Annotated in this window: 26 protein-coding genes; 7 read left to right on the top strand and 19 right to left on the bottom strand. The window is 60.7% G+C overall.

Annotation, left to right across the window (positions count from 1 at the left end; genetic code table 11):
• Positions 1 to 59: 59 nt before the first annotated feature.
• Complete coding sequence (locus FHT82_RS21765; protein ID WP_210276860.1) at positions 60 to 431, bottom strand: NIPSNAP family protein; 372 nt, start codon at positions 429 to 431, stop codon at positions 60 to 62.
• Positions 432 to 478: 47 nt separating this feature from the next.
• Here FHT82_RS21765 and FHT82_RS21760 point away from each other — a divergent pair, with 47 nt between their 5' ends.
• Together FHT82_RS21760 and FHT82_RS21755 are read left to right on the top strand one after the other, a co-directional pair.
• Positions 479 to 694: a hypothetical protein gene (locus FHT82_RS21760; RefSeq protein ID WP_183734760.1), complete on the top strand. Its 216-nt coding sequence runs from the start codon at positions 479 to 481 to the stop codon at positions 692 to 694.
• 200 nt (positions 695 to 894) lie between these two features.
• Positions 895 to 1605 (top strand): DNA helicase, encoded by a 711-nt coding sequence (locus FHT82_RS21755; protein WP_183734759.1) that lies wholly within the window; start codon positions 895 to 897, stop codon positions 1603 to 1605.
• A 142-nt stretch (positions 1606 to 1747) separates the two neighbouring features.
• Here FHT82_RS21755 and FHT82_RS21750 read toward each other — a convergent pair whose 3' ends face one another.
• The gene (locus FHT82_RS21750; protein WP_183734758.1) at positions 1748 to 3895 is read right to left on the bottom strand and encodes an autotransporter outer membrane beta-barrel domain-containing protein; all 2148 of its coding nucleotides are present in this window, start codon (positions 3893 to 3895) and stop codon (positions 1748 to 1750) included.
• A complete protein-coding gene (locus FHT82_RS21745) occupies positions 3892 to 4560 on the bottom strand; it encodes a hypothetical protein (protein ID WP_183734757.1) in 669 nt (222 codons plus the stop codon). Before FHT82_RS21745 ends, FHT82_RS21750 begins: the two co-directional genes overlap by 4 nt.
• A 941-nt stretch (positions 4561 to 5501) precedes the next feature.
• On the opposite strand from FHT82_RS21745, the gene FHT82_RS21740 reads away from it, so the two are divergent.
• Positions 5502 to 6137, top strand: a complete 636-nt coding sequence (locus tag FHT82_RS21740) for a DUF1062 domain-containing protein (protein WP_183734756.1) — start codon at positions 5502 to 5504, stop codon at positions 6135 to 6137.
• A 67-nt stretch (positions 6138 to 6204) separates the two neighbouring features.
• On the opposite strand, the gene FHT82_RS21735 is transcribed toward FHT82_RS21740, so the two are convergent.
• From FHT82_RS21735 to FHT82_RS21725, 3 genes are all read right to left on the bottom strand, one after another.
• On the bottom strand, positions 6205 to 6765 hold the full coding sequence (locus FHT82_RS21735; protein ID WP_183734755.1) for an NUDIX hydrolase: 561 nt from the start codon (positions 6763 to 6765) through the stop codon (positions 6205 to 6207).
• A 107-nt stretch (positions 6766 to 6872) separates the two neighbouring features.
• A complete protein-coding gene (locus tag FHT82_RS21730) occupies positions 6873 to 7877 on the bottom strand; it encodes an inorganic phosphate transporter (RefSeq protein ID WP_183734754.1) in 1005 nt (334 codons plus the stop codon).
• Positions 7877 to 8521, bottom strand: a complete 645-nt coding sequence (locus FHT82_RS21725) for a DUF47 domain-containing protein (RefSeq protein WP_183734753.1) — start codon at positions 8519 to 8521, stop codon at positions 7877 to 7879. The genes FHT82_RS21730 and FHT82_RS21725 overlap by 1 nt, the downstream gene beginning before the upstream one ends.
• A gap of 112 nt (positions 8522 to 8633) precedes the next feature.
• Here FHT82_RS21725 and FHT82_RS21720 point away from each other — a divergent pair, with 112 nt between their 5' ends.
• Together FHT82_RS21720 and FHT82_RS21715 are read left to right on the top strand one after the other, a co-directional pair.
• On the top strand, positions 8634 to 9203 hold the full coding sequence (locus tag FHT82_RS21720) for an NUDIX hydrolase (protein WP_183734752.1): 570 nt from the start codon (positions 8634 to 8636) through the stop codon (positions 9201 to 9203).
• A 149-nt stretch (positions 9204 to 9352) separates the two neighbouring features.
• On the top strand, positions 9353 to 9823 hold the full coding sequence (locus FHT82_RS21715) for a hypothetical protein (protein WP_246698195.1): 471 nt from the start codon (positions 9353 to 9355) through the stop codon (positions 9821 to 9823).
• Positions 9824 to 9841: 18 nt separating this feature from the next.
• Here the strand turns inward: FHT82_RS21715 and FHT82_RS21710 are convergent, their stop codons facing one another.
• The 7 genes from FHT82_RS21710 to FHT82_RS21680 all read right to left on the bottom strand — a co-directional run bounded on the left by FHT82_RS21710 (position 9842) and on the right by FHT82_RS21680 (position 15236).
• Positions 9842 to 10684 carry an isocitrate lyase/phosphoenolpyruvate mutase family protein gene (locus FHT82_RS21710; RefSeq protein ID WP_183734751.1) on the bottom strand — a complete coding sequence of 281 codons (843 nt, stop codon included), beginning with the start codon at positions 10682 to 10684 and terminating at the stop codon, positions 9842 to 9844.
• A 108-nt stretch (positions 10685 to 10792) separates the two neighbouring features.
• A complete protein-coding gene (locus FHT82_RS21705; RefSeq protein ID WP_183734750.1) occupies positions 10793 to 11554 on the bottom strand; it encodes an ABC transporter permease in 762 nt (253 codons plus the stop codon).
• Positions 11551 to 12477 carry an ABC transporter ATP-binding protein gene (locus tag FHT82_RS21700; RefSeq protein ID WP_183734749.1) on the bottom strand — a complete coding sequence of 309 codons (927 nt, stop codon included), beginning with the start codon at positions 12475 to 12477 and terminating at the stop codon, positions 11551 to 11553. The genes FHT82_RS21705 and FHT82_RS21700 overlap by 4 nt, the downstream gene beginning before the upstream one ends.
• A 482-nt stretch (positions 12478 to 12959) precedes the next feature.
• Positions 12960 to 13442: an N-acetyltransferase gene (locus FHT82_RS21695; protein ID WP_183734748.1), complete on the bottom strand. Its 483-nt coding sequence runs from the start codon at positions 13440 to 13442 to the stop codon at positions 12960 to 12962.
• A gap of 92 nt (positions 13443 to 13534) precedes the next feature.
• Positions 13535 to 13825, bottom strand: coding sequence for a hypothetical protein (locus FHT82_RS21690; protein ID WP_183734747.1), 291 nt, complete (start codon positions 13823 to 13825; stop codon positions 13535 to 13537).
• A gap of 7 nt (positions 13826 to 13832) precedes the next feature.
• Entirely contained in the window at positions 13833 to 14066 is a 234-nt protein-coding gene (locus FHT82_RS21685) for a hypothetical protein (RefSeq protein WP_183734746.1), read from the bottom strand.
• Between the two features lie 234 nt (positions 14067 to 14300).
• Positions 14301 to 15236, bottom strand: coding sequence for a flagellin (locus FHT82_RS21680; protein WP_183734745.1), 936 nt, complete (start codon positions 15234 to 15236; stop codon positions 14301 to 14303).
• 228 nt (positions 15237 to 15464) lie between these two features.
• On the opposite strand from FHT82_RS21680, the gene FHT82_RS21675 reads away from it, so the two are divergent.
• A complete protein-coding gene (locus FHT82_RS21675; RefSeq protein ID WP_183734744.1) occupies positions 15465 to 15641 on the top strand; it encodes a peptide ABC transporter permease in 177 nt (58 codons plus the stop codon).
• 27 nt (positions 15642 to 15668) lie between these two features.
• On the opposite strand, the gene FHT82_RS21670 is transcribed toward FHT82_RS21675, so the two are convergent.
• Positions 15669 to 15920 carry a DUF982 domain-containing protein gene (locus FHT82_RS21670; protein WP_183734743.1) on the bottom strand — a complete coding sequence of 84 codons (252 nt, stop codon included), beginning with the start codon at positions 15918 to 15920 and terminating at the stop codon, positions 15669 to 15671.
• 212 nt (positions 15921 to 16132) lie between these two features.
• Here FHT82_RS21670 and FHT82_RS21665 point away from each other — a divergent pair, with 212 nt between their 5' ends.
• Positions 16133 to 16864: a Crp/Fnr family transcriptional regulator gene (locus FHT82_RS21665; RefSeq protein WP_183734742.1), complete on the top strand. Its 732-nt coding sequence runs from the start codon at positions 16133 to 16135 to the stop codon at positions 16862 to 16864.
• Between the two features lie 111 nt (positions 16865 to 16975).
• On the opposite strand, the gene FHT82_RS21660 is transcribed toward FHT82_RS21665, so the two are convergent.
• From FHT82_RS21660 to FHT82_RS21640, 5 genes are all read right to left on the bottom strand, one after another.
• The gene (locus tag FHT82_RS21660) at positions 16976 to 17470 is read right to left on the bottom strand and encodes a sigma-70 family RNA polymerase sigma factor (RefSeq protein WP_183734741.1); all 495 of its coding nucleotides are present in this window, start codon (positions 17468 to 17470) and stop codon (positions 16976 to 16978) included.
• Between the two features lie 259 nt (positions 17471 to 17729).
• Positions 17730 to 18149: a response regulator gene (locus tag FHT82_RS21655; protein ID WP_246698194.1), complete on the bottom strand. Its 420-nt coding sequence runs from the start codon at positions 18147 to 18149 to the stop codon at positions 17730 to 17732.
• 441 nt (positions 18150 to 18590) lie between these two features.
• Complete coding sequence (locus FHT82_RS21650; RefSeq protein WP_348647646.1) at positions 18591 to 18785, bottom strand: type II toxin-antitoxin system RelE/ParE family toxin; 195 nt, start codon at positions 18783 to 18785, stop codon at positions 18591 to 18593.
• A 71-nt stretch (positions 18786 to 18856) separates the two neighbouring features.
• The gene (locus FHT82_RS21645; RefSeq protein ID WP_183734740.1) at positions 18857 to 19117 is read right to left on the bottom strand and encodes a type II toxin-antitoxin system ParD family antitoxin; all 261 of its coding nucleotides are present in this window, start codon (positions 19115 to 19117) and stop codon (positions 18857 to 18859) included.
• 100 nt (positions 19118 to 19217) lie between these two features.
• The gene (locus tag FHT82_RS21640; protein WP_183734739.1) at positions 19218 to 20576 is read right to left on the bottom strand and encodes an extensin family protein; all 1359 of its coding nucleotides are present in this window, start codon (positions 20574 to 20576) and stop codon (positions 19218 to 19220) included.
• Positions 20577 to 20625 lie beyond the last annotated feature (49 nt).

Here is a 20625-nt window from a genome sequence, read left to right as displayed (position 1 = left end):
GATTACGCACAGTTCTTGTTTTGCCCCCTAGAATTAGCGGTAGTCGGCGGACATACATGCTAATAGCCGCGCGGCAGCGGTCGCAGAAACAGGCGCTCGTAACTCTTGAACGGCGGATCGGCCCCGAAGCGCGCATTGGCCGCAATACTGTCCGGATCGGCGGCGACGCTGGCGCGGTAGCCGCGATAGGTCTCCTCATCCGGGAAGGTGAAGAGAGCGACGGCAATATCGCCCTCCCCATCCGCCCCGGCACCGGGAAAGCTCAAACCGGCACCCTCAGGCTTTTCGCGCGGCATGAAATAGCCGTGATGGGTTCCGCCATACCGCTCGATCAGCTGGATCCAGACCTCGGCATAGGCTTCGAATGCCGTGCGTTTCTTCGGGTCGAGGCGGTAGCGCACCTCGCAGGTGACGGGCATGGTCGATTTCAAGGAAATTCCTCCCATGTCAGCATATAGCCTATTAGGAGGCGCAAACCATGCATACATTGCCGGATCTGAGGGAATTGCACGAAACGCGGCTGCGCATGGAGGCGAAATACCTCCCCGGCTCGCCGTTCCGGCAGAGCTATGAGCGGCTCTGCCGGCGCTTCGATGACGATCTTGCCGATGAGCGGGACCGCCTGCTCAGCCAATGCGCAAGCCTGATGCTGATCAAGTTCATTCAGGAGGATATTGCAGGTGTAACGGATTGATGCCGGTTCTGAGCCCAACTGGCCCATCGTTTCCCGCTTGTCGCGAATCGCTGATCCCGCTACCTCTTGAGCAAGGCTCTACCCAAGCCTCCTCCCTCCATCCGGGAAGCATCGTCCATGCGGGGTAATCCACGACAGAACCATCTGTTCGAGCACCGCATAAGGAGGGGTTGCGATTCCGGCTCGCAATGGAGGTTTGAATGAAATTGTCTGCACCCATCTATCAATTGAAGCGTCGGGCGAAAGTGCTGGCGCGGACCGATACGATCCCGCTCCATCAGGCGTTGGACCGTATCGCCGAGGAAGAAGGTTTTCCGACCTGGAGCCTGCTTGCCTCGCGTTATGAAACCGAGGGATCGACAACATCCATGCTGTCACAGCTTGCGGATGGCGACCTGTTGCTGATCGCCGCTCGTCCAGGCCACGGCAAAACCCTGCTTGGCCTGCAGCTTCTCCTCGATGCCGTCGCAAAGGAGCGAAGGGCGACCTTCTTCACGCTCGAATATACCGAAGAGCAGACCATGAAGCGCATCCATGCCCTGCCCGAAGGGGAAGCACTTGGCGATAAGGTGGAGATCGTCACCTCGGACGAGATCAGCGCCGATTACATCATGCGCCATCTCGCCGGTGCCCCGCGGGGAACGGTCGCTGTCATCGACTATCTGCAGATCCTCGACCAGCAGCGCATCAAGCCGAGCCTTTCGGAACAGGTGACCGCCATCAGCAGCTTTGCCCGCGAAACCGGCATCGTGCTGGCCTTCATCTCGCAGATCGACCGGTCCTTCGAGGCCGACAACAAAGGCCTGCCGGATCTGACCGATATCCGGTTGCCGAACCAGCTCGATCTCAGGCTCTTCACCAAGGCCTGCTTCCTGCACGATCGCGAAGTCCAGCTTCAGCACGTCGCCTAAATCGTAAGGCGGGGGTCGGCGCCGGTCGGGCGCCGGCCATCCACAATACAATGAATGCACGATAAAACGAGCGACCAGCCGCCTGCGTTGAATGGCCTTCGGTCGTCGACTTTGCGGTACGATCCGACGAGACGTTGCGCGATCACCACTTCATATTGAAGCTGAGCTTGCCGCCGATCGAGTAGCTGTCGCCAAAGTTCTGAAGGCTGGTGCGGGCGAATGCTTCGCCGTTGATGGAATAGCGCTCGTCCGACCAGCTGTAGGAGCCGCCCAGGCCCAATCCGCCCCATAGCGGCCGGTTCTCGCTGACGAGCCTCGTTCCCGAGACGTCGACATCCGATCCGTCGAGGAAGTCGTAGTGGAGATTGGCGATGCCATAAACGCCTGAGCGGCTTGTCCGGCCTGCGGCATCCTTCCATTCATCGTCGTAATCGGCTGAGAGTCCGAGGCGGCCGACCAGAGCATCGCCGTCGCTCGGCGACACCGCGGCGCTGTAGGGATCTGTAAAGTCGTCGAAACGCACGGAGGAGTAGGAGAGCTGGGCCTGCGGCGTCAGCGACCATCGCGGACCGAGGCCGATCTTCTGTCCTGCCTCAATGCTGAATGCGTAACCGAAGCCGCCGTTGCCATTTGCCAGCGTCCTGTTCAGGGTGTCGGAACGAAGATCGCTGTCATACCAGATCAGCTGCCCCTGGGCATCGATGTAGAGGCCGCTATTGCCGTACCAGGTCAGCGTGCCGCCGAGACCATAACCTGTCGTGTCGATGTCCCCTCTGCCGAACAGCGAGGATATATCTGCGGAAACCGTACCATATTGCAGGCTGACACCACCGATCAGCGTACCGGCCGCGCTTTCAGTCAACGCCCCGTCCACGCCCGTCTGCAGCTTCCAGACGTTCGCCTCGTAGTCGGTGCCGGTCGTCGATGTCACCGGCTCCAGATGGTTGTGCGCAGCCTCGATCCGTCCCCAGATGCCGCGCGCCCTCGCACCCTCGTCGTTGGTATCGGCCGAAACGCCGCCAACCCAGGAGCGGCCGCCGGTGCGCTGCTGGAGAGTGCCGAGCTGGTTGAAGCTTTGCAGAACCCCCGTATAAGCCTCGTAGAGTGGCACGCCCGGCGCATAAAGCGGAGATGAGCCGGTACCCGAGTCGTTGATCAGATTTGACCGAAGATACCAGTCGCCGTCGCCGGGCGTGCTGACGCCGTTCTTGTAGAGCCGATAGGCATAGGCGCCGCCCACTACCGCCTGGTCGCCCTGGAAGACATAGTCGCCCAAAAGCGAAAAACTCCCGTTGGAGGCTCCGCCGATGTCGACGATCTTGATGCCTTCGACCGTCTGCGCGCCGCCGCCGCCGACATTGATGACCTTGAGGTTGGTGCTGCCCGAAGTATTGCCGGTAACGACCAGCCGGTCGGTGGCCGAGGCATCGTTGCCCAGCACCGTTTCGATCTCCAGCGTGCCGCCATTGCCGGTATAGTTGCCGCTCACAGTCAGCGTGCCGATCGAGTTGCCGGGGGCGATGATGCCGGCGTTGCCGACATCGCCAACGATCGTGCCGAAGCCCTGCAATCGACCGGCGGCAAGCACGTCGAGCGACCCCGTGAGCGTAGCCGAGGCATGCGCGGCATCGCCGACGACGAACGTTCCGCCCGAAACGGTGGCCCCGCCCGAAGCCGTGCCGGCACCGTTGAGCGTCAGCCTGCCGCCGTTGACGGCAAGCGTGTTGGTGGCAAGGCTACCGTCGATCTCGGCCACTCCCGAATTCATGGCGACGCTTCCGATGCCGCTGATCGCATAGGCCGAGCCGTAAGTGAAGCTGTCCGAGCCCAGGTCGAACTCCAGAGCGCTATTGCCGCCACCGCTGATATTGCCGTTGATCGCGCCGCCGGTGATATCGAGCACATTGCTGGCTGCGCTGAGGTTGACGTTTCCGGTCACGGTGCCGGCCGTGATGATCGTGGCCGCGCCGCCGGTCTGGCTGAGGGCGATGCCGGAGGCTCCGGCATTGACGACGGCACCGGAGCCGATGGTAATCGTGCCTCCCGAGGCAGCGGCGGCATGGACGGCGGCGCCGGTGCCCGAACCGCCGGTCACCGTGCCGCCGGTAAGGCTGATGTCGTATGTTCCCGTACCCTTGTTGTCGGCGAAGAGGCCGTCGCCGCTGCCGCTGTTCGTGACGGTGCCGCCGCTCACGGCGATACTGGCCCTGCCTGCGCCGGCAGCGTTGTTGACGACGGCGCTGAGAGCCGGGTTGGCGCCGCTCTGGACCGTGACCACGCCGGCGGTCATAGTGATGCGGCGCTGCCGAGTTCCGACTGGCTCAACACGCCCGTGCCCGAGGCCGTCCTGACCGTTCCCCCGCTGATGGCGACGCTGGCGGTGCCGGAAGAGGCAGCATTGTCGACGATGGCGCGCATGGCAGTGCCGGTGGCGGAACTGACCGAGCCGCCGGTCATCGCAACGGTGGCATTGCCCATACCCGAGTTCTGGGCGCTTACGCCTTGGCCTCCCCCCGTATTGCTGGCCTGCCCGCCATTGAGGGTGATCAAGGCATTGCCAGTGTTGGTGGCGTTCGTGATGCTCGAAAGAAGTGCGCCAGGAAAGGGACTGCTGCCGCTCGCTGTAACGGTGCCGTTGTCCATCCGGATGATGGTGTTGCCGGCGGTTCCCGAATTCACCGCACCAATGCCGTTCGACAAAGTACCGCTCGTCTGAACCGATTGAAACAGGAGCGCGTTGATGACGATGTCATTGATGCTGGAACCGCTGACGAAGACGGCGCCCTGGCCAGTCGTCGCCTTCACGGCGACCAAAGCGGGGTTGTCGAGTGTCAGGGTCAGGCTGCTTGTAACCGCATAACGGATACCCGGCGAGGGATAATTGCTACCGGCGCAAATGACCACGCCACCGACCGGTGCGCCACACTCGTTGGCTGCGTCAGCGGCATCCTGCACCCTGTCAGCAGCGCGAAAGCCAGAGCGATCATGGAGACCGACGAACTCTGGACTGACATTCGCTTCGTCATGAATCGCTTGCCCGCCGCAGCCGGTATTGCTCGCACCACCTTCATCTCCTGGAAACGTTTACGCCTGTCGGCGCCAAATTCTTAGTATTCGTCAATTTATGCAATTCTCGATTTATCAATGAGCACGAATGATTTCAGGTGTGATGGAGGAGCAACATAAAATAGCGCTGTGTTTGCAGGTATTTAAAACTGCCTTAAGAGCCATGCCTGACCGCCGCACCCGCCAATCCACAAATTGGTTTCAATACAATTACTCTCGCATAAGATGATTTCTTTTTGGACTGCTCCGCGAGCAGCTACCTGAGAGAAGCGACGGTTTTGGGCCTTACTGGCATCGCCTTCCGGGGTGGCAGATTGCGCAGTCGCGGCGGTGAAGGTCGCGCGAAACGACGATTCGATCAGGATAGCTGATCGGCACTGCGCCGCTGGCCCCTTACCCGGTCCGTTCCCGCGTGGTTTGCAATTACCACCTACATATCTCAGTCTGCTCGCATCATCAGGCCCTCAGCACAAAGTTGCATAAATGCCGCATACCGCAGTTCCCTCGCGGGGACTGCGGTATGCCACTCCCGTTCGGCCAGATCATTTGCTATCCCTGCTATCGAAGAGCATGGGCGCATCGAGGTAGACTTTGCCTAAGTAATCACCGGTCTCAATCCAGTTTCACCCGTACTGCCGGATAGCCGCGGGCTATCGGCGTATGAATATGTTCATCGGGTGGCGGCAAGAGACCGGTTTGGCATTGTCCCGATCGCCAGTGCAGCTCCGCTGTCTCTGCTCTTCAGCCCCCCCAAAGCATCGCCACACCGCGCCCTCAAGGCATTTCTCTCGCGCCATCTTGGTGAACTTCCGAATGGAAGACCAAGACTTATGTGCGATACTTTACGGGTCCGATGGACCATCACACCCAAAACCGCTCCCCAGCCCTGGATCGCCTGTGGCGGATGCGGCGGATTAAGAGCCTTTCAATCCAGCGGCAAGATCCGGCTGAATGCCAATGGCCGCAAGCTGGATGCCTGGCTGATCTATAAATGCCTCACCTGCGACAAGACCTGGAACCGACCGCTCTTCGAGCGGCAGAACGTGCGCGACATCGATCCGGCTGTTCTGGAAGCGCTGCAGTCGAACGATCGCAATTGGATCCGGACGGAGAGTTTCAACCTCGACGCATTGAAACGCAGGTCGCAGCGCATCGACGAATTCCCGGAATTCGACATCGCCAGGGAGGTGTTGTGCGAGGCTGCCGGCTGGACGCGGCTGGAGATCGAACTGGCGGTGCCGTTGCCCGCGGGCACACGCCTCGACCGTCTGCTGGCATCTGAGCTTGAGCTTTCGCGCACGCGGCTCCAGGCGCTCCACGAGAAGGGTCTGCTCCGGACGCATCCGGATCGCGCCGACATCCTGCGGCGGCGGATCAAGACCGGTATCGAAGTGATGATCGACCTCGCGGCGACAGCGGATCGCGAACTCTCCTGGGGACCTCTGGCGACCGGCAGTCCGCGGTAACTCAGCGCGAAGGCCCATATTCCGGGCCTTCGTCACTCCGGTCCGATCCCGCATCAGTTGAACGCGTTCAGCGCGAGGTCTGCAAGGTAGCGAGCGACACCACCACGTCGGCCACAGATTGCCGGTCCTCGATCCTGCGCGGCTTCAGCCGATCCTGGGATGTCAGGGGATTGTCGGCGTCGATAGACCGGAAGAGTGCCTGCAGCTCGGGCTCCTCGACAAGCTCAGCCGCCTCTGCCGGCGCAATCCACATCTTCTGCCTCTGAGTGCGCTCCGGAAATTGATCGCCCTCCGCTTTGAACCGCAACAGATGGACCGAAACCGTCAGCGGTGTCTCGCGATCCTTCACATAGGTGTAGCAGCCGAGGGGCCTCTTCCTGACTTTGCCGATGATACCAGCTTCCTCGAGCGCTTCGCGCTGGGCGCAGCGATAGGGTTTTTCCTTCCTCTGCAGATAGCCCTTCGGGATGACCCATCGTCCGGTATCCCGGCTGGTGACGAGCAGAACGCTCACCCTTCCGCCCCTCTCGAGCCGACAGCAGATGGCACCGCTCTGGTCGACCTTGCGGCTGCGTGGGCCTGCCGGCATTTTCGCATTCGATTCAGGCAGATCGTCAAATGGATCCATTGTCCGCTCGTTGTCGCCCTTTCCTTGCATGGGAAATAGAGCGCAACAGATGATCGAAAATAGCACTCCCTAAAATAAGGTATCGGCGCGTCGAACGGCCCCTGCCCTCAGGCAAACAGGCTCGCAATCCCATAGCAGGCGGCAGCAATGGCAGCGGCAGCAGGCATCGTGATGACCCAGGCAATCACGATATTGCCGGCAATGCCCCACCGCACGGCCGAAAGACGCCGTGCGGCGCCGACGCCGATGATCGCGCCGGTGATCGTATGCGTCGTCGACACGGGAATGCCAAGCCACGTCGCGCCGAACAGCGTCAGCGCCCCGCCGGTTTCCGCGCAAAAGCCCTGCATCGGATTGAGCCGGGTGATCTTCGAGCCCATCGTATGAACGATCCGCCAGCCGCCGAAAAGCGTGCCGAGCGCCATCGCCGACTGGCAGGAAATGACCACCCAGAGCGGCACATGGAAGCTGCCGCCGAGATGGCCCTGGCTGAAGAGAAGCACGGCGATGATGCCCATGGTCTTCTGCGCGTCGTTGCCGCCGTGGCCGAGCGAATAGAGCGAAGCGGAGATGAACTGCATGAAACGGAAGGTGTTGTCGACGGCAAAGGGCGTCTGGCGCACGAACATCCAGGAGACCATGAGCACGAAGAACAACGCCAGCAGGAAACCGATCGCCGGCGACATGACGATCGCGCCGACAGTCTTCAGCAACCCGCTCCAGACGATCGAGCTGACGCCGACCTTCGCAAGCCCCGCTCCGACAAGCCCGCCGATGAGCGCATGCGACGACGAAGACGGGATTCCGAACAGCCAGGTGACGATGTTCCAGACGATCGCCCCCATCAGCGCCGCAAAGATCACCTGCGGCGAAACGATGGCCGGGTCGATGATGCCGGTACCCAGCGTCTCTGCGACATGCAGGCCGAAGAACAGGAAGGCGATGAAATTGAAGAAGGCGGCCCAGGCGACGGCATATTGCGGCCTCAGCACCCGGGTGGAGACGATCGTCGCGATCGAGTTTGCCGCATCATGCAGCCCGTTCAGAAAATCGAAGAACAGCGCCACGCCGATCAGACCGACCAGCAGCGGAAGGGAGAGAGAGGCTTCCATCAGACGTTCTCGATGACGACGCCGCTGATTTCGTTGGCCACGTCCTCGAACCGGTCGACGATCTTTTCCAGGTTGGAGTAGATCTCGCTGCCGATCATGTAGGCCATGGCATTGCCGTTGGCGCCATGCCGGCGATAGAGCTCCTTCAGCCCCTCGTCATGCAGTTCGTCGGAGCGGCCTTCCACCCGCGTGATCTCCTCGGCGATCGACGACAGTTGATGGGCATTGGCGCCGATCTTGTCGAGCAATCCGATCGCCTTCTGCATCAGGGCCGCCGCCTTGACGATCTCGCCGCCCATTTCCTGCATCAGCGGATCGAAGCTCGATTGCTCGAACAGGCGGATGATCTTCACCGTCTTGTGCATCATGTCGATCGCGTCATCCATGGACTGGATCAGGTCCTTGATGTCGCCGCGGTCGAAAGGCGTGATGAAGCTGCGGCGGATGGCGAGCAGCACCTCGCGGGTGATCTGGTCGGCATCGTCCTCCAGCGCGACGATACGGTCGCAATTCTCCTCGACATTTTCGCCCTTCAGCAGCTTCTCCATTGCCTCGGCTGCTGCCACCACGGTTTTCGCATGCCTGCAGAACATCTCGAAGAAGCGGTCCTCCCGCGGCATCATCTTGCGAAACACGCTCATCATCTCGGGCGATCCTTCCCTTTTTGGACGACTGTCGTAGGAGACTGTCATAAATCTGTCATAAAGCGTCGCAGGCAATTGATCGAAAAAGTAAATTTTGACAATGCTGGATGTCATGAAATCCAATAAAAAAGGCGCGAAATCCCGTGCCGGCACATCCCAGCCACTGTTGAAGCAGCTTGCCGCGAGGCCCGAGAAGCTTTTCTCCGGCGCCTTTCGCCAGCAATATGGCGCGCTCTGCTTCCGTCGCCGCAGTGCCGATCCCGATAGCAAGCCCCCCGCAAGCAAGGGTCCCGAGATCGATATCCTCGTCGTCACCACGCGCGACAGCGGCCGCTGGATCATTCCCAAGGGCTGGCCGATGAAAAAGAAGAAGCCGCACGAAGCGGCCGCCATCGAGGCGTGGGAGGAAGCCGGCGTGCGCGGAACGGTCAGCAAGCACCCCGTTGGCCGCTATACCTATCTGAAGGAACTGGACGACGGCGACGTCGTGCCCTGCATCGTCGATATCTTCCAGATCGAAGTGGAGGCCGCACAAAACGAATTCAGGGAAGTCGGCCAGCGCGTGCTGGACTGGGTCAGCCCGGACGAAGCGGCAAGGCGCGTGCGCGAACTCGAACTGAAATCCCTGCTCGTCGATTTCCGCCCTCGGGATGGCAAGGGGCGGCGTAAGAAGAAGAGCTGATTGGCAGACATCCGCGTCCCGTCATTTCGCACTTACAACCATCACCTGTTTGACGCCGCGCCGCCATCATTAGGCGGCGGATAAGCCGCAATTCGAGTTCAGCTTCGCGCAACTGGCAGGAATTGGCCTGCCCGAATGGGGAAACACCGATGCCCGGAGCATCGAGCGCGCGCATGCAGACAGGCTTTCACGCGATTTTCATCCTGTTGGTTCTCTGCCTGCGACCAGCAGTCGGGATGCCGCGATGTCCTCCGCAGAATGAGCTGCTGGCAAAGGCGAAGGTGGTGGTCGAGGCCAGCGTGAAATCGCTTTTCATCGGCGAATCCGGTTTGATCGTGACGAACGAATTCCCGACCCGGATGATCCGGGCGGATCTGGAGATCAGGAGAGTCATCAAGGGCGAATTCGCCGGAAAGGAGGTGACGGTCTATGGCGCAATGTTTCCGCCAGGACCGTACCGGGAGTTGAGCCTCATGGCATTACTGGCTGGGTATGATGGTCATGACACCTTCGAGTGGGAGCTTTCATCTTACGAGATCGGCGATACCGGCATGTCGTTCTTCGTAATGAGCGACTGCATCTACTACAAATTTCCCGACCTCATCACCAATCCGCAATGAGAGATCATCAATAGAGCCCTACTCCCGGTCGCCTCGCTTCTCCTGCGACATGAGCTGGCTGAGCGTGGCCGCCGGGATCGCATCGGCGGCATAGGTAAAGGTGCCCGATGATTTCACTTCCTCGGCCGCCCGCAATAACGCGCCGAGTGCCGCACGCGCAAAGGAGCCGCCGACACTCACGCGGCGCACGCCGGCAGCCGAGAGTTCGGCAACGCTGTAGCGCGGCCCCTTCAGCCCCATCACCACATTGACGGGCTTGTCGACGGCGGCGCAGACCGTCCGGATGGCGTCGATGTCAGGCAGGCCGGGCGCATAGAGCACGTCGGCGCCGGCCGCCGAAAAAGCCTGCAGCCGCCTGATCGTGTCATCGAGATCAGGCCGCTCCCACAGAAAATTCTCCGCCCTTGCCGTCAACAGGAAAGGCAGTGTCCGCGCGGCCTCGGCTGCAGCCTGCACACGCTCGACAGAATGCGACAGATCATAGATCGGGCGGGCCGGTTCGCCGCTGGCATCCTCGATCGATCCGCCGACCAGCCCGACCTCGCAGGCCAGCCGGATCGTTTCGGCGCAGATCTCCGGTGCGGCACCGAACCCATCTTCGAGATCGGCCGATACGGGAAGATCGGTGGCGCCGACGATCTCGGCGGCATTGTCGAGAATTTCGCCGCGCTGGAGGCTCGCAAAGGAATCCCGCTTGCCCTTGGAAAAGGCATAACCGGCGCTGGTCGTCGCCAAGGCCTCGAAACCGAGACTCGTCAGGATTCGGGCCGAACCGGCATCCCAGGGATTAGGAATGACGAATGCCTCATCCCTTTGATGCAGCGCCTTCAACCGCTCGAATTTGGTCTGTTGCTCCTCCACGACTCTCTCCTTCGTAAATGACAGCAAGGCCAGACTAGCAGTTGCGAACAAAATGTGAACGAATATATGTCGCCTAAGCGGATTTGGTCGTGGCGGCGGTCCGCCCGCTCAATTGCGCAGCCTATACCCCGTCTTGAAAATCCAGCCGAGCGTGCTCAGGCAAATCACCAGAAACAGCGAGATCATCCCGAGGCTGACCAGCGGGTTGACGTCTGCAATCCCGAAGAAGCTCCAGCGGAAGCCGCTGACGAGGTAGAGCACCGGGTTGAAATGGCTGACGGCCTGCCAGAAGGGCGGCAGCATGTTGATCGAGTAGAAGCTGCCGCCGAGGAAGGTCAGCGGTGGCACGACCAGCATGGGGATGAGGTTGAGCTGCTCGAAATTCGTGGCCCATATGCCGATCATGAAGCCGAACAGGCTGAAGCTGATCGCAGTCAGCAGGAAGAACAACACCATCATGAAGGGATGTTCGATGCGGACATCGACGAAGAGATTGGCCGTCAGCAGAATGATGACGCCGATGATCAGGCCCTTGGTGGCCGCCGCTCCCACATAGCCGATCAGGATTTCCGTCATGGCGACGGGGGCCGACAGGATCTCGTAGATCGTGCCGGTGAATTTCGGGAAATAGATGCCGAAGGAACCGTTGCCGATGCACTGGCCGAGCAGCGTCAGCATGATGAGGCCGGGCGTGATGAAGGCGCCGTAGGACACGCCCTCCACTTCCTGGATGCGCGAGCCGATGGCAGCGCCGAAGACGATGAAATAGAGCGAGGTGGAAATGACGGGCGAAATGACGCTCTGCAAGAGCGTGCGCCGCGTGCGCGCCATCTCGAAATAATAGATCGACTTGATCGCCTCGAAGTTCACTTTGCGGCTCCTACCAGCGATACGAAGATATCTTCGAGCGAGCTCTGGCGCGTCGAGAGATCCCGGAAATTGACGTTGTTTTCCCCAAGCCGGGTCAAAAGCGATGCGACGCTTTCGTGCTCGTTGTGCGTGTCGAATTCATAGACGAGCCTGTTACCCTCGGCCTCGATCGACAGGCCGTTGCCGGCAAAGCAATCCGGAAGCTTATCCAGCGGTTCATTGAGTTCGAGGATCAGCTGCTTGCGGCCGAGCTTGGCCATCAGCGCCTGCTTGTCTTCGACGAGCAGCAACTCGCCGCCATTGATGACGCCGACGCGATCGGCAATCTCTTCGGCCTCTTCGATGTAATGCGTCGTCAGGATGATGGTGACGCCTTCGGCGCGCAGCCGCTCGACCACGTGCCACATGTCCTTGCGCAGCGTCACGTCCACGCCCGCCGTCGGCTCGTCGAGGAAGAGGATCGAGGGCTCGTGCGACAGCGCCTTGGCGATCAACACGCGCCGCTTCATGCCGCCGGAGAGCTGGCGCAGCATATTGTCCTTCTTGTCCCACAGCGACAGGTCGCGCAGCACCTTCTCGATATGGGCGGGATTGGCCTTCTTGCCGTGCAGGCCGCGCGAAAAACTCACCGTATTCCACACCGTCTCGAACTGGTCGGTGGTCAGTTCCTGCGGCACCAGGCCGATCAGCGTGCGCGTGGCGCGGAAATCCTTCACCACGTCATGCCCGTCGACCACAACCGCGCCGCCACTCGGATTGGCGATGCCGCAGATGATCGAGATCAGTGTCGTCTTGCCCGCCCCGTTCGGCCCGAGCAGCGCCAGGATTTCACCGCGCTCGATTTCGAGGTTGATGCCCTTCAGCGCCTGGAAGCCATTTGCATAGGTCTTGGTGAGATCTTGGACGGAAATGATCGGTGCCATGGGGCTCTTTGCGGATATCAGGTCGAATTCGCCCGCTATATAGCCCCTTTGTGAAGCTTTGACATCCCGAAGAGCCTGAACAGTGAATTCACACCATCATTCCAGCCGCCGACAATGTCAGGCATCGGATGCCCATCCACAGCGAAAATCGGCCAATGAAAAGAAAATCATTTCCCGGCTCCCGATGTCATCAATCGGTGATGTTCATCCCGCATAAGAACACGCGAGGACAGCACCGGCTCCCGCCCGCCGCCCACCCCTTTGCGGAGCCGCCCTCTCGGCGATCTCGTTACGCCTTCTCTGCTGGCCTCGGCATTGTAGTGAAAATTATTGTCAGTCACGAAATGCCAGGAACCGGCCAGTATCCCCTGTTCAGCCGCGTTCGTCTAAGCCGGCCCTAGGCCGGCTTTCTTTTTTCTGGTGTGTTAAAATAGGTTGGTCTCAGTTTGAGGCGAGGTCCTTGTAAACTACGCCCTCCAACATCAAAGATCCCGATACATCACGAGCGCATCGACATAGCCGAGATCAGGATGATTGAACGCCCCGGGAAGCCGGCCGACCACCTGAAAATCGAGCGACTGCCACAGCCGCACTGCCCGCTCGTTGGAACTGACGACGAAATTGAACTGCATGGCCCGGAAGCCGCGCTGGCGCGCATGGGCAAGCGAATGCTGGTGCATGATGCGCGCCACACCCTGGCCCGCCGCCGGCGGCGCGGTCATATAACCGCAATTGCAGACGTGATTGCCGCCGCCAGCCTGATTGGCCTTGATATAATAGGTGCCGACGATGCTGCCGCCGTCATCGGCGACGAATGTTTCCTTGTCGGAGCCGAGCCAGTAGTCGAGCGCATCGGCTTCGCTCATGTCGCCGTCGAGCGTATAGGTCTCGCCCGCCCGGATGACAGGTTCCAGGATCGTCCAGATGGCGCTGCGGTCTTCCGCTCTGGCAGGTCGGATCAGCATGGACGCATGTTCGCACGAGCAGATGGCGCTCCGCAACCGCGACATGGCGGCCGGAAGGGGCTGAGACGCAAGAAGATGTGAAGGGAGCTGCGTCAGCCGTTGAGGCTGTCGAGGATATCGTGGAGAAGCCGCTCGGCATAGCGCATCGTTTCGAGCTGTTCTTCCGGCGCGAGCTTATGTGCAACGCATTCCGCCCGCATGGCGGTCCTCAGCTTTGCCAGCAGCGCCGCCTGTTCATAGGGTGTAAACGCGCTGTCGCGAACGGTGATCTTCGCGATCGTCTCCAGAATGGCGATCCTTCCTTCCACCTGCCTTGCCGAGCCGACATAGGATGGTCGCGGCGGCCGGAGATTTCGGCGCGGGAATGTTACGATGTTGCCCATGCGCCCCTCACAGGGCCGGTGTCTTGAAATCGGAACCCGACAGCATGGTGTGCAGCTTGTACTCGCTGTCGGCGCCCTGCTGGTAAAGGTCGATTGTCATACGAGCGAGTTCACGCGCTTCCTTGCAGTCGCGCGACAGACCCCGCTCTGCGCAAAGCCTGTTGAAGGCCTTCTGCACGATCGCAAGCTCCACGGCACCGATCCAGCGGTCAGGCGCATCCGTTCTGATATTCGGTTGCATGATTTCCTCCCGATCGCTCCTTGAAGATGCTGCCAAACGCATAAGGGAGCAGAGAGTTCCATACAAAATGCAGAACGCAAAAATTTTCTATCGAGCCGCGCCGCATGCCCCGCTTCAAGGCCTGCAAGCGACCCTGCAGCCGCGCTGAAGGGAAAAATATGCGCGTTTGAAACTTTTGCGTTTCTCCTTTGTTTGGAAACATCCTGAAGACGGCGCTCGCTACGGCGCTCTCCTTCAGCTCCGGAAGAGCGACAGAATGTTCTGCGGCGCGCTGTTGGCGATGGAGAGCGATTGCACTGCCAGTTGCTGCTGCGTCTGCAGCGCCGATAATCGCGAGGACTCCGCCTCCATATCGGCATCGACCAGCCGCCCGACGCCGCTGTCGGTGGAATCGCTGAGCGTGGAGACGAAATCCTCCTGCATGGCGATGCGCTTCTGCAGCGAGCCGAGCTCGGAAGCCGTGGCGACCATCAGGCCCAACGCCTGCTCCACATCCTGCAGCGCGTTGCCGATGCCGCCCGACGTGGTGAGCGTCGTGATGTCGAGTGCGTAGACCGACTGACCAGATAACTTTCCCACGTTCGTGCCGAGGATGCCCTCATCGAGATTTTCGAGGCTGCCGCCGGTCGCCCAGGCACCGAACAGGGTATTCAAATGAAGGGGATTGCTGCTCCTGGCGACATAATCCGTCATCGTGACCTTCACATTGCCGCTGCCGTCGCGCACGAAGGAGGACACGACCGAGCGGGTCGTCAGGTCGATGGCGATCATCCAGTTCTCGCCGGAGAATGAGGCCGACCGGGCAATGCTCAGCAACTGATCCTGCAGCTGATCAATCTCTTCCTGCACCTTGGCCCTGTCGACGCCCTTCTCCGAAGCGGCGACGAGCTTCGCCTTGATCTCGCTCACCACGTCGATGGCGCTCGACATCGCGGTATAGGCCGTGTCCACCTTTGCCGCACCAAGGCCCAACGCATCCGAAACCGCCGAGAGCGCCTTGTTGTCCGAACGCATGGTCGTGGCGATCGACCAATAGGCGGCGTTGTCGGCTGCCTTGTCGATCCGGTAACCCGAGGAGACGCGCTGCTGCGTATCCTGAAGGCTGCCGTTCACGTTGCGAAGTGTCTGAAGTGCGGCCATGGCGGAATTGTTCGTGATGATCGACGACATCAAAGGCTCTGTTATTCAACGAGAAAGTGATCATTGGACAGGAGAATCGATGCTTCATGCACCCGAGGATGAAAAACTTATCGGGCGCAAGGTTAACAATCCCCTGCTAAATTACCCATTGATCTTATGGCCGGCCAAAACACCTGCTCTCACCCAGCCCCCTCCGCGCCTGGGAACCTGCCGCCACCCCGGAGGTTCGGCACTGAGCGGGGAAGGAAAGGCACGACCATGACAGAGGAAAAATCCGGAGCCGCCGATAGCGGCGACACCGAAGAGAGGGTCTTTTCCGCGCAGGACGCGCGCGGCGGCGAAATCATTCTGCGGACAAGAACACGGCGCGTGATCTTCTTCGCCGGCCTTGCCGGCTGCGTCCTGCTGGGGCTGGTGCTCTATGTCTTTACATGAAGCTCGCACCGGCGCATGACGGCGATATCAGGCTTCGTCATCGATGCAGCGGACGCCGGCGGCATCGGCCGCATCGATGAAGGCTTCCCGCGCCTCGTCTGGCAGAAGCTCACCTTCCGAGACGGCCGCAAAGGAGGCCAGCGCATTCTCGAAGGCCAGACCGTAGGTGACAGGCCACTTTTCGGCGAGAAGTGCTGCCGCGTGGCCTGTTCCACGCACGGTAATGAGGCTCTCCTGCCCTGGAAGCCGGATATGCAAGGGTATGGTCCAATCTGACATGATGAATAGCGCCGCTGCCTGCCCCCGATTGATCGTTTCGGCCCTTCAAACGCGACGGCCGGAACAAAGTTCCCACGGGGGCGCTCTGAATATCCCAAATAAGATCACCATTTGGTGACAATGTAAGGGCCGCAGGAGTTGCCGGCAAATCGACCGCAAGCGGGAACCTCGGCCGTTGTCTCGAGTCTGATGGTTTCACGAAGAGGAAAGCCATGGACAAGGCGCTTTACGCGGCGGGCGACAATATATTGCTCGCAAGGATGGACGATGAGGCGAGACCGCATCTGGCCCCTCACCTGGAGCCGCTTGCCCTGCCGCGGGGCTTTGCGCTGTCGACATCAGGCCATCAGGTGAAACATTGTTATTTCATCCAGGATGGCATCGCCTCGATCATCGCGAGATCGGCGGCCGACCGATCGAGCGAGGTCGGCATCGTCGGGCGCGAAGGCATCGCGCCGCTGACGCCGATTCTCGACAGCACGCACGCGACCTTCGACATTTTCATGCAGGTGGAAGGGCGTGGTTCGCGCATCGCCGTGGAGCCGCTGCAGGAAGCGCTGAAGGCCGCACCGTCACTGCGCCGGCTCCTGAACCGCTATGTCCAGACGTTCATCGTCCAGGCGGCTTTCACCTCGCTTGCCAATGCCAATCATTCCATCGAGCCGCGGCTGGCGCGCTGGATCCTGATGTGCCATGACCGCATCGACGGCGACCAGATCGGCCTGACGCACGAGTTCCTGGCCCTCATGCTGTCGGTCAGGCGGGCCAGCATCACCAACGCGCTGCATGATCTGGAAGGCAGGCTGCTCATCTGGTCGGAGCGCAGCATGGTCACCGTCCGCAACCGGGCGGGCCTCGAAGAATTCGCCGGCGATTCCTATGGTCGTGCCGAGCGGGAATATCGCCGGCTGATCGGCGAACTCAAGGAGCCGGACACCGTCTAGCGACAATTCGGGCTACAGCATCGGCCCGAAAATCGTAATCGACGGAAAGCCTGATGCGTAGATTCAAAGAGTTAGAGCGTCCTTTGTGCGTCCGAATGGACGCACGGCGCTCTAATGATAATAGCCGATATCGTGCGCAATGCGGTGGCGGGCGCGGTTCACCCGGCTCTTGATGGTGCCGATCGGGCAATGGAAATGGTCTGCCGCTTCCTCATAGGAGCGCCCGTCCACGAAGATGAAGGCGAAGGCGGCGCGGTAAGGCTCCGGCAGGTGTCCGCAGGCAGCCTCCAATTCATGGCCGCGCAGATGCCATTCCTGATCGGCCGGCACGCTGCCCTGCGACGAAACACATTCCTCCGAACCGAGCGTCTCGCGCTGCCTGAGGCGGAAGCGCGTGCAGAAGGCATTGCGCATGATCGTGAACAGCCAGGATTTCATCCTCGTGCCCTGTTTGAACTGCTCGATATTGCCGAGTGCCCTGACGAGCGTTTCCTGCACGAGATCGTCCGCATCCACGGACGACCGGTAAAAGGTGCGGGCGAATGCCCTGAGCGCCGGAATGAGCGTGACCACTTCCTCTTGAAGAACGTCGCGGGAATGTTTCATGTCCCTGCTCCCTGGAGCGCCGTGCGTCCACTTGGACGCACTAACTCTTTGAAACTACGCATCAAGCTTTCTGAAAATCGATTCCGAATTTCGGGCCGATGCCGTAGCCGTTCATATGGAGGGCTCTTGATGTGGATCCCTCGGAAATCGACGTCTCCGCTACTCAGAGAAAAGGGGCAGCCTCCTGTTCGTTCCATAAATGGGCATCTTGGTACGATAACGCACAATAGGTATGCTGCCGGCGTCTGAAAGGCCGGACTCAGCCGCCGTTTTCGCGCGACGCAAAGAGCGCCTTGGCGATCTCGGCAAGTGCGGAGGGGTTCTCACTGAGCAGATAGCCGCCATATCTTGCGGCAATATCCGCATCGGCATGAGGCATCGCAAAAACAGACATCGCGAAAACAAAGGGTATCTGGGCATCCTGCAGCCGCTCGGCGAGCGGAAACACCACGTCGCCCTCGATGCGTATATCCAGAATGGCGCCGTCGATCCTGGCAATATCGAGCAGCGCCAGGCCGATCTCGGCTGATGACGCAGGTCCGACGATGACGACCCCGGCCTTTTCCAGCGCAAGCCGCACCGCGTCGGCGACCAAGTCACCGCTTTCGACAATGAGCAGATGCTTACCCGCCAGGAGCCTGAGATCGTCGATCTCCATCCATCCCCGCAATCGCTTCATCCCCGGAATCAGGCCTCGAGAACAGGCCCCCGAGATCAGGCAGAGTGTCCCTAACCGCTCATAGCGGTAAAGGTTTCCGCGCAAAGTCGGGACATCCGGCCGGCCTGCGGCAAGGCGAACAAAAGCGGTCTGTTCCGGCAGGACTGCCCGTGGCAAACGCCGCCGCGCGTGCCGATACAGGCGCATCGAACATGACGCACCGGAGGCTGTCGCGCCATTGAACCGATGGGTGATTTACGCGCACAATGTCGAGGAGGCGGACGCATTCTGCGAAACCCATTTCGGCTTCAGCCCCGTGCGGCTGCTCGGCGACCACCAACGAGATGGCCGACACCGGAATGCCGGCAATCTGACCGCCTGCCGCGCTGGCCGCAACAGGCTGTGCAGCGGCCTTCGATTTCAACTGGCCGATACATCATATCGTCACGATGAGGGTTTGTATCAGTCGAGCCAGTTTTCGACGTCGCGTGGGCCGTAGACCACCGCCACCACGAAGATGCCGTAAGACATCGGCTCATAAATGACGATGTAACGCCCCTCTATCAGAATCCGTGCCGTGGGGCTCAAATCGGGACGTAGCGGCCCCATATGCGGATGCTCGGCTGCCAACTCGGCCTTGTCTAGAATCCGCAGCACGCTCATTGTCTGGCGCAATGGCGCGCCAGATGTCGCGCAAATCTTCTTCCGCGCGCGGGCTGAGAATGTACTTAGCCACGCTTGCGCGCTTCTGCCTTCAGTTCAGCGAGAAGCGTGTCTGCAGTGACGCTGCGACCTTCACCACTCGCCATGCCTTCATCGTAAGCTTTCTTGAGGCGTGCCAGCTCCATCTGCCGGACGTCCTCGCGCTGCTCCCATAGGCGCAGCGCATCGCGCACGATTTCGCTGTTGGAGGCATAGCCGCCATTTTCGACAGCGTTCTCCAACATGGCCGCCTGATGCGGCGTGAGGGATATGGTGAGAGTGCGCATATCAAGGTCTAACAAATATTGTTAGATGTTGAGGGTGTGGAAGCTATCGCTGCTATCGTCGACACCATCGAGATAACGCAGACATTCCCGCAATGTCAGCCTATTTGCAGACGGCTCTGCCGCTCCTGCGCGACATGAGATCGAAGTGGAAATGATTCCAGTGCTCGGGATTGTAGCCCGGGCCAAGCACCGTCGTGAAATAATTGCAGCTGTCGCTGCGCACGGCCTTCAGGAGGCGCCCTTCGCGGAAGGAGAACAGCCCTTTCTTGCGCACGTCGATCTTGTGGCCGTTCTTCAGCACGAACTTGCCGACATCGATGGCATTGCCCTTCGCATGTTCAGAAATCGGATTGTATCTCTGGCGGCTGTTGTTCATGCGCCGGCAGGAATAGCCGCCAAGCGGCTCGATGGTCTGAATGCCGGTCCAGTAACGGAAGCGGGCCGACGGCGCGAGCTCGTTCTTCACCCATTTGGCAAAGGCTAGCGTCACCTGGCAGTTCAGGACCACCGCCGGCTTGACGCCGATATTGCCGGAGAGGCCCTTCAGCGACACCGGATAAGGCACCTGGCAGGCCGGCCCGTTGGAGATCGGCGGGCGATCCTCGAAGATCACGCCCATGCGCTTCAATTCGCGCCGGCAGGAAAGCTCGGAAGCCGGCATGACACCGGGATCGACGGGGGCCGCCGGCTCGCTCATCATGGGATTGTTAGGCCGCAGCATCGCAACCTCTTCCGGCTCGTCCTCCTCGGGCACGCGCGTCGGCGCTAGAACCGGGCTGCCGTCGCTCCAGGTCTGGGCATCGTTGCCCCGAGCGGCACGCACCGGCGCGCGGCTCATCTGCGCGGCCGCGACCGGTTGCGGCATGTTCCGCTGATTGATCTGCCTGGGATTTTCCGTGCCGATGCCATCGACGACAGGTTCGGTGGCGTTGCCTTCGGCGATCTGCTGCTGTTGCTCTTGCGCCAGGCCGACGACCGGCTGATTGCCAGTCCCGGCACCGAGCTCCTCGTCCATGTTGACGCCATCATGGGGAATGGCGAGCGGCTGCACGCCACCCCAGTTGCCGTTGGATGCCGGTTGCGGGCTCTGTTGCGCCAGGGCTTCATCGCTGTCGATCATCGGCAGGCGCCTCTGCCCCTGCTGCGGCACGGCCATGGATGCCGATTGCCGTGCCGGCGCGCGCATCTGCCGGCCCGTTCCGGCAAGGTTCGGCGTATCGAGATAGTCGATCTGCCCCTGCGTATTGCCGACAGGCGCGCTGGCGCCAGGATAGGGTTGCTGGCTCTGGACCGGCGCCATGCGCACGGCCCCGCCGCGCATCGGCGAGATGGAGCTGACGCGCGTGCTGCTGTCGACATTCTCAGGTGGCACCAGCCCATCGCTGATCGAACAGGTCGTCAGTGCCGTAGAAAGCAGGGCCGGCAGGACGGAACGCCGAAGAAGGGAAAGAAACGCCATACTTATCGCTTCCGCATGCGGTCTGTGATCGGAAAACCTCGATTCAAAT

The sequence above is a fragment of the Rhizobium sp. BK275 genome (assembly GCF_014193555.1).
GTDB lineage: Bacteria > Pseudomonadota > Alphaproteobacteria > Rhizobiales > Rhizobiaceae > Rhizobium.
The sequence above is the reverse complement of the archived record's forward strand: the minus strand, read 5'-3'. Positions and strand labels throughout refer to the sequence as shown.

What these genes read in the sequence shown, in the direction of transcription:
- FHT82_RS21760 (WP_183734760.1), top strand. Translation starts at nt 479, where the DNA reads ATGCATACATTGCCGGATCTGAGGGAATTGCACGAAACGCGGCTGCGC.
- FHT82_RS21755 (WP_183734759.1), top strand. Translation starts at nt 895, where the DNA reads ATGAAATTGTCTGCACCCATCTATCAATTGAAGCGTCGGGCGAAAGTG.
- FHT82_RS21750 (WP_183734758.1), bottom strand. Translation starts at nt 3,895, where the DNA reads ATGACCGCCGGCGTGGTCACGGTCCAGAGCGGCGCCAACCCGGCTCTC.
- FHT82_RS21740 (WP_183734756.1), top strand. Translation starts at nt 5,502, where the DNA reads ATGTGCGATACTTTACGGGTCCGATGGACCATCACACCCAAAACCGCT.
- FHT82_RS21735 (WP_183734755.1), bottom strand. Translation starts at nt 6,765, where the DNA reads ATGGATCCATTTGACGATCTGCCTGAATCGAATGCGAAAATGCCGGCA.
- FHT82_RS21730 (WP_183734754.1), bottom strand. Translation starts at nt 7,877, where the DNA reads ATGGAAGCCTCTCTCTCCCTTCCGCTGCTGGTCGGTCTGATCGGCGTG.
- FHT82_RS21725 (WP_183734753.1), bottom strand. Translation starts at nt 8,521, where the DNA reads ATGATGAGCGTGTTTCGCAAGATGATGCCGCGGGAGGACCGCTTCTTC.
- FHT82_RS21720 (WP_183734752.1), top strand. Translation starts at nt 8,634, where the DNA reads ATGAAATCCAATAAAAAAGGCGCGAAATCCCGTGCCGGCACATCCCAG.
- FHT82_RS21715 (WP_246698195.1), top strand. Translation starts at nt 9,353, where the DNA reads ATGCCCGGAGCATCGAGCGCGCGCATGCAGACAGGCTTTCACGCGATT.
- FHT82_RS21700 (WP_183734749.1), bottom strand. Translation starts at nt 12,477, where the DNA reads ATGGCACCGATCATTTCCGTCCAAGATCTCACCAAGACCTATGCAAAT.
- FHT82_RS21695 (WP_183734748.1), bottom strand. Translation starts at nt 13,442, where the DNA reads ATGCTGATCCGACCTGCCAGAGCGGAAGACCGCAGCGCCATCTGGACG.
- FHT82_RS21690 (WP_183734747.1), bottom strand. Translation starts at nt 13,825, where the DNA reads ATGGGCAACATCGTAACATTCCCGCGCCGAAATCTCCGGCCGCCGCGA.
- FHT82_RS21685 (WP_183734746.1), bottom strand. Translation starts at nt 14,066, where the DNA reads ATGCAACCGAATATCAGAACGGATGCGCCTGACCGCTGGATCGGTGCC.
- FHT82_RS21680 (WP_183734745.1), bottom strand. Translation starts at nt 15,236, where the DNA reads ATGTCGTCGATCATCACGAACAATTCCGCCATGGCCGCACTTCAGACA.
- FHT82_RS21675 (WP_183734744.1), top strand. Translation starts at nt 15,465, where the DNA reads ATGACAGAGGAAAAATCCGGAGCCGCCGATAGCGGCGACACCGAAGAG.
- FHT82_RS21670 (WP_183734743.1), bottom strand. Translation starts at nt 15,920, where the DNA reads ATGTCAGATTGGACCATACCCTTGCATATCCGGCTTCCAGGGCAGGAG.
- FHT82_RS21665 (WP_183734742.1), top strand. Translation starts at nt 16,133, where the DNA reads ATGGACAAGGCGCTTTACGCGGCGGGCGACAATATATTGCTCGCAAGG.
- FHT82_RS21660 (WP_183734741.1), bottom strand. Translation starts at nt 17,470, where the DNA reads ATGAAACATTCCCGCGACGTTCTTCAAGAGGAAGTGGTCACGCTCATT.
- FHT82_RS21655 (WP_246698194.1), bottom strand. Translation starts at nt 18,149, where the DNA reads ATGAAGCGATTGCGGGGATGGATGGAGATCGACGATCTCAGGCTCCTG.
- FHT82_RS21645 (WP_183734740.1), bottom strand. Translation starts at nt 19,117, where the DNA reads ATGCGCACTCTCACCATATCCCTCACGCCGCATCAGGCGGCCATGTTG.
- FHT82_RS21640 (WP_183734739.1), bottom strand. Translation starts at nt 20,576, where the DNA reads ATGGCGTTTCTTTCCCTTCTTCGGCGTTCCGTCCTGCCGGCCCTGCTT.